Below are 12370 nucleotides of genomic sequence, written 5' to 3'. Positions count from 1 at the left end.
TGCGTCGATGCGTCGCGCGGCGGCCACGCGAGAGGCAGGTCTGCAGACCGCCGTACGAGGGGAACGGAAGAAAAACCATGGGGCGACACAGCTCCGGTGCCGATCGCGCCGGAAACGAGTGGAACGAGAACGACCGGACAGGTGGGGAGGTCTCGCCGCGTGCCCAGTCGCCGTCGGACAACTCCCGATCGGGACGCGATGACGACTTCGGTTTCGAGCATCGCAACACCGACGGGGGTCATCGCGGGGGATGGCTGTGGGCGGGTGCCGTTCTGCTGGTCGTCGTCGCCCTGGTCACCGGCGTCATCATCTGGCAGACGGGTTCGGGTGGCTGCGGTGAACGGACCCGGGTGGCCGTCGCGTCGGACTCGGCGATGACAGGTCCCCTTCGCGAGGTGGCACGTCAGGCGTCCGCGGATTCCTGTTTCGACTACGACGTGCAGACGGCGGCGGGCGCGGATGTGCCCGGGCTGCTCACGCAGGGCGCCGCCGCGCCGGATCTCTGGGTCGCCGACTCGCAGGTGCAGGCCCGCCGCGTGACGACCCAGGTGCGTCGTGAACTCGACCTGGTCTCGCCGTCGATCGCATCGACCCCGACCGTCGTCGCCGGCACCGACGTGCCCGAACTGGGTACCTGGGTCGAGGTCATGAAGCTGCCGAATCTGCGGACCGGGAGCCCCGTGGACACCAGCACCGGGGACGCGCCGATCATCGGCGCGCTCGCTGCGGTCGACTCCGGCGAACTGGCCGACGAGGACTTCACCGAGGCGATGACCATCCTCGCCATCCAGCAGAACAACGCGCGTCTGGCCAACGACAACGAGGGCACACGACTCAACCTGGCCAACACGTCCGAGGTGCCGGTGGTCACCACCGAGCAACAGTTCGATCTGTTCATGCGAACCCATCAGGGTTCCCGGCTGACCTCGACGATCCCCGCGGCCGGCACCGTGATGCTCGACTACCCGCTGGTCAACACGGCACCCGCGGCCCGACAGCAGGCGTCCGCCGACGCGGGGGCAGCCCTCGTGGCCGCTCTGGACACCGACGCCGGACGGGCGGCGCTGGCCGACTCGGGATACCGCGACGCCGACGGGAACGGCGTCGGTCAGCCGGTCAAGGAACTCGAGCTGCGCGATCCGTCCTCCGTCGACAAGGCGCTGCGGCAGTGGCAGGTGCTGGGCGTGCCGATCCGTTCGCTCGTCGTGCAGGACACCTCCGGATCGATGGAGACGCCGGCCGGCGGGACCACCCGGGCAGGCCTGCTGATCGACGCCTCGCAGACCGGCCTCAAGCTCTTCCCCAACAACACGATGATCGGCGGCTGGGCGTTCAGCGTGAACAAGGGCGGGCCCGGGCAGGACTGGGAGGAACTCGCCCCGATCCGTCGCCTCGACGCCCGCTCGGGGAGCGGGACGCATCGTGACGCGCTCGGCCGGGCCGTCGAAGAGGGGCTGTCGGACCTCGGTGGCGGTACCGGGCTGTACGACACCACCCTCGCAGCGTTCAAGAAGGTTCAGGACACCTACGACCCGAACTACTCCAACAGCGTCATCATCATGACCGACGGACAGAACGAGGACCCGGACAGCATCACCCTCGACAATCTGCTCGCCGAGCTGAAGCGACTGGAGGATCCCGCCCGGCCGGTGCTGGTACTGACGATCGGTATCTCCGACGACGCGGATTCCGATGCGCTCAAGCAGATCGCGGAGGCCACGGGTGGCACCACCTATGTCGCGGAGAACGCCGCCGACATCCGCACCGTGTTCGTCGACGCCATCCAGGCGAGGGTCGCGGCGGCCGGACGCTAGAAGGCCCGTTTCGGGTGCGCCTGCGCCGTCGCCGGGACTAACGGGCTCGCGATCGGCACAATTGGTGCATGACGTACACAACAATGACGCCCGAGACCCTCGAACCGAGCACTATCACCGACTCCGATTCCCCGCGTCCCGTTCGTCCATCCCGGGGTGCGTCCGCGCTGGCCCGCACCGGCGGGGTGGTCGCGGCCATGGCTGCGGTCGGACTGGTCGTCGGTGCGTGTTCGTCCGACGACTCCGGGTCGGGCGAATCGACCACCGGCACCACAGCTGACAGCTCGGCCGCCACCGAGACCGCCGACGCCGGCTCCGGGGAGTACGAGGACGGTGAGTACACCGCTCGCGGTGAGTACATCTCCCCGGGCGGTCCGCAGAGTGTCGGCGTGACCGTCACGCTGTCGAACTCGGTCATCACCGCGGTGTCGGTGGACACCAGCCAGACCAAGGGCCCGTCGCTGGAGTACCAGGGCAAGTTCGCCGGCGGGATCTCCGATGTCGTGGTGGGCAAGAACATCGACGAGATCGAGGTGGACAAGGTGTCCGGCTCGTCGCTCACCTCCGGCGGTTTCAACGAGGCGATCACACAGATCAAGGAAGAGGCCCAGGCCTGACCTCCCTTGCCGCGGCCCATCATTGGGCCTTCGACGCGATCGGCACCCGGTGGACGATCAGCACTCCGGAGCCGCTGCCCGCCGATGTGGTCGACGCGGTGCACGCCGAGATCGATCGGATCGACCGGGCCTGGTCCCGGTTCCGGGACGATTCGATGGTCGCGCAGATGGCCAGCCAGGTGGGGCGATATCCGATCGCCGAGTCCGACCAGCCGCTCGTCGACTGGTACCGCCGTCTCTACGATCTCACCGGTGGTGCCGTGTCGCCGCTGGTGGGTCAGACCCTCGCCGATGCCGGCTACGACGCTGCCTACACCCTGCGCGCGTCCGCCCGGGTGCCGGTGGCTCCGGCCTGGGATGCGGTGATCGGTGAGCACGTGGGTGCGCTGGAGATCCGCGAACCCGCATTGCTCGACGTCGGCGCTGCCGGAAAGGGCTTCGCGGTGGACCGGGTGGCGGAGATCGTCGGCAGCAGCGTCGACGACTTCGTGATCGACGCGGGTGGCGACATGGTGATCTCGCCACGCTCCCGCGGACTGCGGGTGGCGCTGGAGCACCCGTTGGACACGACGAAGGCGATCGGCGTGGTATCCGTCGCGGATGGCGCGATCTGCGCGTCGGCGAGCAACCGCCGGGTATGGGCGGACTGGCATCACATCGTCGATCCGCGCACCGCCTCGCCCGCGCGAGAAGTGCTGGCCACGTGGGTGATCGCACCGTCGGCGATGGAGGCCGACGGGCTGGCAACGGCGTTGTTCTTCACGCCCGCGGCGTTCTTGCGCGGCGACTTCGACCACCACCGTGAGGGCTTCCATCACGTGACCATCCGACGCAACGGGAGTGTCGAGCACACCGCGATCCCCGGATTGGAGTTGTTCCTGTGACAACGGTTGTCCCACGGCTGCTCTCGCCGATCGACGCCGCGCGCAGACACCTGACCCCGTATCGAGCTGTCCTGTGCGGGTTGGTGGTGTTGGCGGCGGCCGCTTTCGTGGTGTCTGCGACCGATTCCGAGTTCGGTTACGGGCCCGACGAACTCGCAGTCTGGCTCGTGATGGCGGTCGGTGTGAGCGCTGCGGTGAGCTATCTGTGCGCGGGTGTGTTACGTGTGCCGCCGAACTCGGATTCGTGGCTCATCACCGGCCTGATCCTGTTCTTCGTCCTGCCCGGCGGCTCCGAGGACACTGCGGTGGCCACCGTCGCGGTGGGTGCCGCCATCGCCGCGGCGTCGAAATACGTTCTCGCGTGGCGTCGTCGGCTGTTCGTCAATCCCGCGGTTGCGGGTGCGATCGGGTGCTATGCGCTGGCCTACGCCGGTGTCGAGGGCATCAGTTTCCCGTTCTGGTGGGTGGCCGCCGAACCGCTGCTCGTCCCGATGATCGTGGTCGGTGCGGTGGTCGTGACCCTGATCCGCGAATGGCGGTTGGCTCTGGTGTTCATCGCCGCCTCGCTGTTGACGATCGGTGTCGTCGAACTGTTCCGGGGTGGACAAGACCTGTCGACGTGGATCGTGTCGAGTCCCATGCTGTTCGTGGCCGCCATCATGCTGCCCGAGCCACTCACCTCACCTGCCACCGAGCTGCACCGGCTCGTCTACGCGGCGCTGGTGGGTGTGCTCATGCACTGTCAGTACACGATCGCGATCACCGATTCGTACACGCTGGCTTTCGTGCCCGAGGTCGCGCTGCTCGTCGGATGTCTGTACGCCTTCGTCGTGCGACTGGTCACCGGGACCGCCCGCCGTGTGCCACTCGACCTGGTGACCATTCCGGTCGCTGACCGGACCTATGCGGTGCGCGGCGAACCGGTTGGTGGCGCGGCGTCGTTCCGGGCGGGTCAGTGGTCGAGTGTCAGCGTGCCGCGGTGGTCGGCGCCGGTGTGGGTGGGTTCGCGGCGGGTCTTCTCGTTCGTGTCCGCACCACGTCAGCAACCGGTGGAGTTCGGTTTCACAGCTGCCACGAAGCCGTCCGCCTACAAGGCGGCGCTGGTCGAGGGAACCGCGCGCCGCGCCTACGTCGACGAGGTCGGTGGCGACTTCGTTCTGCCGCGGACTTTTCCGTCGAGGGGCTCGGTCGTGCTGATCGCGTCCGGGATCGGGATCACGCCGTTCGTGTCGATGGTCCGGGACGTGCTGCAGTCGCAGGCGGCCGGTGATCTGTCGGGACTGACCGTCGTGCACGTCCTTCGGGACCGCGGACGGGTTGTCTATGCCGATGATCTGGAGAGTGCCCGGGCAGCGGGAGCACGCGTGGTGACCGTCGAGGCGCCCGAACTCGCCGACGGGATCGACGATCCGGCCCGGCTCGCCGAACTGGTCGGCCCGGGCGCGCTCGGCACACACTATTACGTGTCGGGCGCACCGGCGTTCGTCGAACGGACCTCGGCGGCGGTCCGCAGCCTCGACGGCTCCACGAGAACACGTCCGTGGCGTGTTCACACCGACTCGTTCTCCGGGTACTGAGCTGTCCCATGTCGTTTGAATACCCCTGCGAGATAGTGACGTTCGTGGTCTCGCCGAAACACGCCTACTTCGGTAGGCCCAAGGACGGTCCGGCCGACGAGGTCGAGACCCGCACGCCTGATTCCGTGGAGGTGGTCGCCGACAGAGGTATTCGCGGTGACCGCTTCTACGGGGTCCGGGCTCATACCGAGGCGGCGGTGACGTTTCTGGCACTCGAATCCTGGGTTGCCGCAGCCGGGGACGTCGATCCCGTTCTGGCTCGGCGCAACATCGTCGTGCGCGGTCTCGAGCTCGATCCGCTGCGGGGCCGCGAGTTCGAGCTGAGCACCGGGTCGGGTCCGATCCGGTTTCGCGGCGGCCGGCCCGCGCATCCGTGCTCCTGGATGGACACCGTCGCCGGGGACGGGGTGCGTAAGGCGCTGATCGGACGTGGCGGATTGCGAACGCAACCGCTGACATCGGGAACGCTGACTGTCGGAGCTGCGGTGCTCGTCACCGACGTCGAACTCGACGCTGCTCGCGCTGCCGATCAGGTGCGGCGGGCGCAGCCGCTGTAGCCGTTGTCACGACTGCCGCACCCGAGAAACTCGACGCACACTCAACGAAAAACGATGCACGGTCGACGTAGGTCAGGGGCGCTCATCCGCGCAGCGCTCGAAGGAAGAACACGAGGTTGGCCGGTCGTTCGGCGAGGCGTCGGACGAGGTAGCCGTACCACTGCTCGCCGTAGGGGAGGTACACGCGGACCCGGGCGCCGGTGGTGGCGAGGCGACGCTGTTCGTCGACGCGGATGCCGTACAGCATCTGGTGTTCCCAGCTGTCCGGGGTTCGTCCGAATTCGCCGGCGAGGATGGTCGCGGCGTCGATCATCGTGGGGTCGTGAGTGGCGACCATCGGGTATCCGGGCCCCTTCATCAGCGTCCGCAGGCAGCGCAGGTAGTTGTCGTCGACCTGTCGACGCTCGGTGAAGGCGACCGCCGCCGGTTCGGCGTAGGCGCCCTTGCACAATCGGATTCGGGCTCCCGACGACGCGAACTCGGCGCAGTCGTCCTCGGTGCGTCGAAGACAGGCCTGCAAGACGGTCCCGGTGTCGGGGAAGTCGTCCCGCAGTGATCGCACGATCGTCAGCCGCTGGTCGACGGTGGTGTGGTTCTCGGCGTCGACGGTGACGAGGATGCCCAGACTGTCGGCAGCCTCGACGATCCGCCGCGCGTTCTCCGCGGCGATCTTCGCCCCGTGCTCCGGCAGGCCCAGGCCGAGTGCGGTGAGTTTCAGGGACACCTCCAGCGACCCGAACGATGCCGGGCGGAAGCTCGACATCGATTCCAGCAGTTCGAGGTACGCAACAACGGTGGCTTCGGCCTGGGATTCGTCGAGGGTGTCCTCGCTCAGGAAGTCGACGGTGACGGCGAGTCCGTCGTCGAGTTCGTCTCCGACGGCGGTCATGGCGGCGTCGAGCGATTCGCCCGGCACGAACCTGCGGACCACTCGCTCGGTCACCGGCCACCGCTGGGACGCGTTCTCGATTCGTTCGCTGCGTGACGCCGCGACGATCGCGGGCCGCAGCACGGTGTCGAAGACGGGGCCCATCAGATACCCGTCCAGTCGGCCACCATGTGCGGGTAGGTCGATGTGGTCGGCGGGGTGAAGGTCTCCTTGATCGTCCGGGTCGAGGTCCAGCGCATCAGGTTCTGCTTCGAGCCGGCCTTGTCGTTGGTGCCCGACGCCCGGCCCCCGCCGAAGGGCTGCTGTCCGACCACCGCACCGGTCGGTTTGTCGTTGACATAGAAGTTCCCGGCGGCATTGCGCAGACGGTCGGACGCCGATGCGACGGCCGCGACGTCGGTGGCCATGATCGAGCCGGTCAGGGCATACTGTGCCGTCGAATCAACCAGCCCGAGAATGGCATCGAACTGCGCATCGTCGTAGACGTGCACGGCGAGGATCGGCCCGAAGTACTCGGTGGCGAACGCCTCATCGGTCGGATCGTCGGACAGCAGCACCGTGGGCCGCACGAAGAATCCGTCGGTGTCGTCGCAGTCGCCTCCCACCGCGACGGTCAGCGATGCCGACGACTTGGCCCGGTCGATGGCCGTGACCTGTTTGTCGAAGGCGCGTCGATCGATCACCGCACCGCCGAAGTTCGTCAGGTCGCGAACGTCTCCATACGCCAGGTCGGCGGCTTCCCCGAGGAACTCGTCGCCCATCCGGTCCCACACAGATCTCGCGATGTAGGCCCGCGATGCCGCCGAACACTTCTGGCCCTGATATTCGAAGGCGCCACGGGTCAATGCAGTTCGGAGGGCGTGCGGTTCGGCCGAGGCATGCGCGACGATGAAATCCTTGCCACCGGTCTCGCCGACGAGTCGCGGATAGTTCCGGTAGTGCTCGATGTTGGCCCCCACCTCACGCCACAGGTACCGGAACGTCCTCGTCGACCCGGTGAAGTGGATGCCGGCCAGATCGGGGTCGGAGAGCACCACATCCGAGACGGCCACGCCGTCGCCGTGGACGAGGTTGATCACACCGGGTGGCAAGCCCGCCGCCTCGAGCAGTGCCATGATCAGCTGTGCCGAATATGCCTGGGTGGGAGAGGGTTTCCACACCACGGTATTGCCCATCAGGACCGGTGCCGTGGGCAGGTTCGCGGCTATGGCGGTGAAGTTGAACGGGGTCACGGCGTAGACGAAACCGTCCAGCGGGCGATGGTCGAGCCGATTCCACACGCCCGGTGACGATTCCGGTTGCTCGGCGAGGATCTCGCGGGCGAAGGTCACGTTGAACCGCCAGAAGTCGACGAGTTCGCACGGGGCGTCGATCTCCGCCTGCTGCACCGACTTCGACTGACCGAGCATCGTCGCGGCCGCGATCCGCTCGCGCCACGGCCCGGCGAGCAGTTCGGCGGCGCGCAGGATGACGGCCGCTCGGTCGTCGAAGCTCGTATGTGCCCAGTCGGCGGCAGCGGCCCGCGCGGCGTCGACAGCAGCCCGGGCGTCGTCATGCGTGGCGTTGGTGATGAAGCCGAGGACCTCGCGGTGCGCGTGGGGTTGGACGACGTCGATCGGTTCGCCCTGCCCGAGGCTCAAGTGGCCTCCGATGATGTGGGGGAACTCGCGCCGGCCGGCATGCGACTGCCGAGTCAACTCGTCGACGATGCGCGCGCGTTCGGGGGAACCGGGGGCATAGGTGTGGACGGGCTCATTGGCCGGTCGAGGGGGAGTGGTGATGGCATCCATGGATTCAGTGCATCGTGCCGCTCGTCCCCGCGATATGGCCGGTCGGCAAAGCGGGTCGCCGTATTGTTGTCGATATGGACAAGCCGGCGGGTATCGCACTCGGACGGCTGGTCCTGGCCCTCGATCAGACTCTCGCGACACTCGTCTCGTCTCCGCGAGGGCTCGACGCGCCGGTGGCGACGCTGGCGATGGTCGACACCGACGACATCCGCTACGGACTCGGACATGCCGCGCGATCGGCCGACCTGTTTCTTCTCGTCGGATTGGCCGACGAGGCCGGTGTCGAATGGCTCGGCGGCCTCGGTGCACACCGCCCGGTAGCCGTGCTGAGCAAGCAACCGACACCGACGCTGATCGGCCTCGCCGAACGGCTGGGGATCGCGGTCATCGCCATCGACCCGCACGCGCGCTGGGAGCGCATCTACAACCTCGTCACCCGGGTGCTCGAGGCCGGACGCCCCGCGACCGGGGACGGCGAGTCCATGGAGTCGGGAAGCACCGGCGACCTCTTCGAGCTCGCGGCTGAGGTGGCCCGGCGGACCGGTGGCCTGGTGAGCATCGAGGACGAGCACGCGCACGTCCTGGCCTACAGCTCCGCGGGCGAGGAGGCCGACGAGTTGCGGAGACTGTCCATCCTGGGGCGCGAGGGGCCGCCGGAGATGCTCGCCTGGTTGCGGGAGTGGGGTGTGATGGACGCGGTGCGGAGGTCCCCGGGCGTCGTGATGGTCGACGCCCGGGCCGACCTCGGATTGCGGCCGCGGCGCGCGGTGGCCATCCGGCCGGCATCGGTCCGCGAGGGTGGTCCCGGCGACGTCCCGCTGGGCGTCATCTGGCTCCAGGAGCGATCGCGTCCGCCGGCCCGCGACACCGACGAGGTCCTCGTCGGCGCCGCGGCGGTTGCGGCACGGGTGATCTCCCGACGTCGTTCCGCCGGCTCCGACCACGATGAGCGGGTTCGGCGACTCCTCGGGGTGGGCGGCGACCCGGTCGACACAGATCACCTCGCCGCCGAACTCGGCATCGCGCCGACGGCCACCGTGACGATCGTTGGCCTCGCGACACCCGACGGTATCCGCGCGGGACAGGTGTCGGCACTCATGCTGCACGCCAGCGCATTGAGCCCGCTCTCGGTGACGGTGACCATCGGTGACCGCGCCTACGTGGTGTTGCCCGGCGTCGCGCTCGACGATGCCGTCACCTGGGCGCGAGTCTCCGTCGACGCCGCCGACCGCCAGTTCGCGGTGCCGGTGCGTGCCGTGGTCGCCGGGCCCGACAAGATCTCCACCGCAACCGATCTGCGCCGGTCGATCGACCGGGTCCTCGATGCCGCCGAGCGGGAAGCCGAGCTGATCGACGATGTCACCACCGTCGAGCGATCCCGCACCGGTGTGCTGCTCGGTGAGATCGTCGGATTGCTCTCGGAGAACCCGGATCTCGTCGACAGTCGGGTCGTCGGACTCGCAGATCTCGACGCCCGCAGCGGCAGCGCGTTCACGGCGTCGCTGCGCGCCTACCTCGACCACTTCGGTGATGTCCGTGCGGCGGCCGCCTCGCTGCACGTCCACCCGAACACCTTGCGCTACCGCATACGTCGAATCCAAGCCCTCACCGGAATGGACCTCGACGAACCGGCGACGCGGCTCGTGGTTGCGCTGTCACTGCGCGTTCGCTGGGTGCCGGGACGTCCGCCGGACTGAGTGCGACACCGACCCGCGCATCCGATGGGTACCGTGGCGTCCATGCCCTCATCGTCGAAGTCCCTCTCCGACCTGGCAGGCTCGCGGGTCGTCGTCACCGGTGCGACCAACGGTATCGGGATGGCCACCGCGCGCTCGCTCGCCCGGGCCGGTGCTCGGGTGGTGCTGGCCGCCCGCGACACCGAGCTCGGCGCACGTCGCGCGCGAGAGTTCGGTGGTGACTGCGAGGTGCTACAGCTCGATCTCGCCGACCTCACCTCGGTGCGGGCATTCGTCGGCGAACTCGACGGTCCGATCGATGTGCTCATCAACAACGCCGGGATGTTTCCCCACCAGCGCAGGACGACGCGGGACGGTTTCGAACTCGGTATGGGCACCAATTTTCTCGGGCCGTTCGCACTGACCAATCTGCTCCTGCCGCGTATCACCCGGCAGATCGTGACGGTGGGCTCCGAGGGGCATCGCCGCGCGCGCATCGATCCCGCCGATCTCGACTACCGACGCACACGCTGGTCGTCACCGCGGGCCTACACCGCCTCCAAACTCGCGGTGATGCTGTGGGGCCTGGAACTCGACCGACGGTTGCGCGACGGCGGGTCGCCGGTGTCCTCGATGCTCACCGACCCGGGTTGGGCCGCGTCGAACATCTCGAACAAGCCCGGCCTGGGAGTCCTGCATCAGGCGGCCAAGGGGCTGGCGGGAGTGGTCGGCAACGATCTCGACGCCGGCGCGGCACCCACGCTGCACTGTCTGACCGAACCGATCCCGCCGGGCAGCTACGTGGGGGTCGACGGCCCGTGGGGACTGCGCGGCCGGCCCGTGCTGTCGGGGCGGGCCCGAACGGCGTGCGACTACGATGTGGCCGGCCGGCTGTGGACCGAGGCCGAGATTCTCACGGGCACCCGGTGGCCACTGGGGGTGTCACCCGCCGGGTGACGAGCAGCCGCTCGATGTCGATCCGTCTACAGCCGGAACCCTCCGGCCGAACGGGCGGACGGGACCACCAGGCCGACCCCGTCGGCCACGACGTGTCCTCTCCACCCGGTCAGTCGTCGCCGAGATGTCCGCTGAGGCGTCGATGGCGCTCGGCGCTGTGGTCGTCGAGCCCGACGATGGTCGCGGTCTTGCCCTTGGCTGCGTACTTGGTGGTGACGGCATCGAGCGTGGCGACCGTCGACGCATCCCAGATGTGTGCGCCGCTCATGTCGATCACGACGTTGTCCGGGTCACCGACGTAGTCGAACTGGTAGACGAGATCGTTGCTGGACGCGAAGAACAGCTCGCCCCGAACGGCATAGACGCGGGTCCCGGGGTCGGGGTCGGCGACATCGACCACCTCGGTGACATGTGCGACCCGGCGCGCGAACAGCACCATCGCGGTGAGGACGCCCACGATGACGCCGTATGCGAGGTTGTGGGTGGCCACGGTCACGACGACGGTCGCGAGCATCACCGCTGTCTCGCTCTTCGGCATGCGGCGCAAGGTCTTCGGGTTGACGCTGTGCCAATCCAGAGTGCCCACCGACACCATGATCATGACGGCGACGAGCGCGGCCATGGGGATCAGGGCGACGATGTCGCCGAGCCCGACGACCAGCACGAGCAGGAAGAGGCCGGCGAGGAACGTCGAGATGCGGGTGCGGGCCCGGGATTCCTTCACGTTGATCATCGTCTGGCCGATCATCGCGCACCCGCCCATGCCACCGAACAATCCGGTCACGATGTTGGCGATTCCCTGACCGGTCGCCTCCCGCGTCTTGTCGGAGTGGGTGTCGGTGAGGTCGTCGACCAGTTTCGCGGTCATCAACGACTCGAGCAGCCCCACGAGGGCCATGGTGAATGCGTAGGGGGCGATGACGGTCAGCGTGTCCCAGTTCAGCGGGACGTCGGGAAAGATCAGGCTGGGCAGGCTGTCCGGCAGTTCGCCCTCGTCGCCGACGTCGGGGACCGAGAACCCGACGGCGAGAGTGACCGCGGTGAGCAGCACGATCGCCACGAGGGGCGACGGGATCACCGAGGTGAGCTTCGGCAGGCCGACGATGATGGCGACCCCGACCGCGACGAGTGGATAGACCAGCCACGGGACGCCGAGCAGGTGGGGGAGCTGGGCGGTGAAGATCAGGATGGCCAGAGCGTTGACGAAACCGACCATCACGCTGCGCGGGATGAAGCGCATCAATCGAGCGACCCCCAGCGCGCCGAGCGCGATCTGGATGACACCGGCGAGGAGGACGGCGGCGATCAGGTGATCCAGACCATGGCTGGCGACCAGTGGTGCGACGACCAGTGCCACGGCACCGGTGGCCGCTGAGATCATCGCCGGACGGCCGCCGACGATTGCGATCGTCACCGCCATCGTGAACGAAGCGAACAGGCCCACCCGAGGGTCGACGCCGGCGATGATCGAGAACGAGATCGCCTCGGGGATGAGCGCGAGTGCGACCACGAGCCCGGCGAGAACCTCGGTGCGCAACCTTCGCGGGGAGCGCAGAGTGGACAACACCGACTGTTGTCGGGCAGGCGTCAGCACCTCGGCAGTCACGGC

General features: G+C 68.2%; 10 protein-coding genes. 7 read left to right on the top strand and 3 right to left on the bottom strand.

Going from position 1 to position 12370, the window contains the following annotated elements; genetic code table 11:
* Nucleotides 1-77 precede the first annotated feature (77 nt).
* The 5 genes from ACFW3F_RS20745 to ACFW3F_RS20725 all read left to right on the top strand — a co-directional run bounded on the left by ACFW3F_RS20745 (nt 78) and on the right by ACFW3F_RS20725 (nt 5449).
* Nucleotides 78-1814 (top strand): substrate-binding domain-containing protein, encoded by a 1737-nt coding sequence (locus tag ACFW3F_RS20745; RefSeq protein WP_388060748.1) that lies wholly within the window; start codon nt 78-80, stop codon nt 1812-1814.
* Nucleotides 1815-1882: 68 nt separating this feature from the next.
* Complete coding sequence (locus ACFW3F_RS20740) at nt 1883-2431, top strand: FMN-binding protein (protein WP_388060746.1); 549 nt, start codon at nt 1883-1885, stop codon at nt 2429-2431.
* A gap of 38 nt (nt 2432-2469) precedes the next feature.
* Entirely contained in the window at nt 2470-3315 is an 846-nt protein-coding gene (locus ACFW3F_RS20735) for an FAD:protein FMN transferase (RefSeq protein ID WP_388060777.1), read from the top strand.
* Nucleotides 3312-4892, top strand: coding sequence for an oxidoreductase (locus tag ACFW3F_RS20730; RefSeq protein WP_388060744.1), 1581 nt, complete (start codon nt 3312-3314; stop codon nt 4890-4892). The genes ACFW3F_RS20735 and ACFW3F_RS20730 overlap by 4 nt, the downstream gene beginning before the upstream one ends.
* Before the next feature lie 8 nt (nt 4893-4900).
* Entirely contained in the window at nt 4901-5449 is a 549-nt protein-coding gene (locus ACFW3F_RS20725; RefSeq protein WP_388060743.1) for a molybdenum cofactor biosysynthesis protein, read from the top strand.
* A gap of 82 nt (nt 5450-5531) precedes the next feature.
* Here the strand turns inward: ACFW3F_RS20725 and ACFW3F_RS20720 are convergent, their stop codons facing one another.
* A complete protein-coding gene (locus tag ACFW3F_RS20720; protein WP_388060741.1) occupies nt 5532-6482 on the bottom strand; it encodes a proline dehydrogenase family protein in 951 nt (316 codons plus the stop codon).
* Entirely contained in the window at nt 6482-8128 is a 1647-nt protein-coding gene (pruA, locus tag ACFW3F_RS20715) for an L-glutamate gamma-semialdehyde dehydrogenase (protein WP_388060739.1), read from the bottom strand. Before pruA ends, ACFW3F_RS20720 begins: the two co-directional genes overlap by 1 nt.
* A 74-nt stretch (nt 8129-8202) precedes the next feature.
* Between pruA and ACFW3F_RS20710 the strand changes: the two genes are divergently transcribed.
* Entirely contained in the window at nt 8203-9825 is a 1623-nt protein-coding gene (locus tag ACFW3F_RS20710) for a PucR family transcriptional regulator (protein ID WP_388060737.1), read from the top strand.
* A gap of 24 nt (nt 9826-9849) precedes the next feature.
* On the top strand, nt 9850-10761 hold the full coding sequence (locus ACFW3F_RS20705) for an SDR family NAD(P)-dependent oxidoreductase (protein ID WP_388060735.1): 912 nt from the start codon (nt 9850-9852) through the stop codon (nt 10759-10761).
* A gap of 109 nt (nt 10762-10870) precedes the next feature.
* On the opposite strand, the gene ACFW3F_RS20700 is transcribed toward ACFW3F_RS20705, so the two are convergent.
* Nucleotides 10871-12367: a SulP family inorganic anion transporter gene (locus tag ACFW3F_RS20700; RefSeq protein ID WP_388060733.1), complete on the bottom strand. Its 1497-nt coding sequence runs from the start codon at nt 12365-12367 to the stop codon at nt 10871-10873.
* Nucleotides 12368-12370 lie beyond the last annotated feature (3 nt).

The sequence above is a fragment of the Gordonia sp. NPDC058843 genome, from assembly GCF_042743165.1.
Lineage (GTDB): Bacteria > Actinomycetota > Actinomycetes > Mycobacteriales > Mycobacteriaceae > Gordonia.
This window is presented reverse-complemented; position numbering and strand designations above follow the sequence as displayed.

Coding starts and splice junctions, on each gene's coding strand:
- ACFW3F_RS20745 (WP_388060748.1), top strand. CDS start 78: ATGGGGCGACACAGCTCCGGTGCCGATCGCGCCGGAAACGAGTGGAAC.
- ACFW3F_RS20740 (WP_388060746.1), top strand. CDS start 1,883: ATGACGTACACAACAATGACGCCCGAGACCCTCGAACCGAGCACTATC.
- ACFW3F_RS20725 (WP_388060743.1), top strand. CDS start 4,901: ATGTCGTTTGAATACCCCTGCGAGATAGTGACGTTCGTGGTCTCGCCG.
- ACFW3F_RS20720 (WP_388060741.1), bottom strand. CDS start 6,482: ATGGGCCCCGTCTTCGACACCGTGCTGCGGCCCGCGATCGTCGCGGCG.
- pruA (WP_388060739.1), bottom strand. CDS start 8,128: ATGGATGCCATCACCACTCCCCCTCGACCGGCCAATGAGCCCGTCCAC.
- ACFW3F_RS20710 (WP_388060737.1), top strand. CDS start 8,203: ATGGACAAGCCGGCGGGTATCGCACTCGGACGGCTGGTCCTGGCCCTC.
- ACFW3F_RS20705 (WP_388060735.1), top strand. CDS start 9,850: ATGGGTACCGTGGCGTCCATGCCCTCATCGTCGAAGTCCCTCTCCGAC.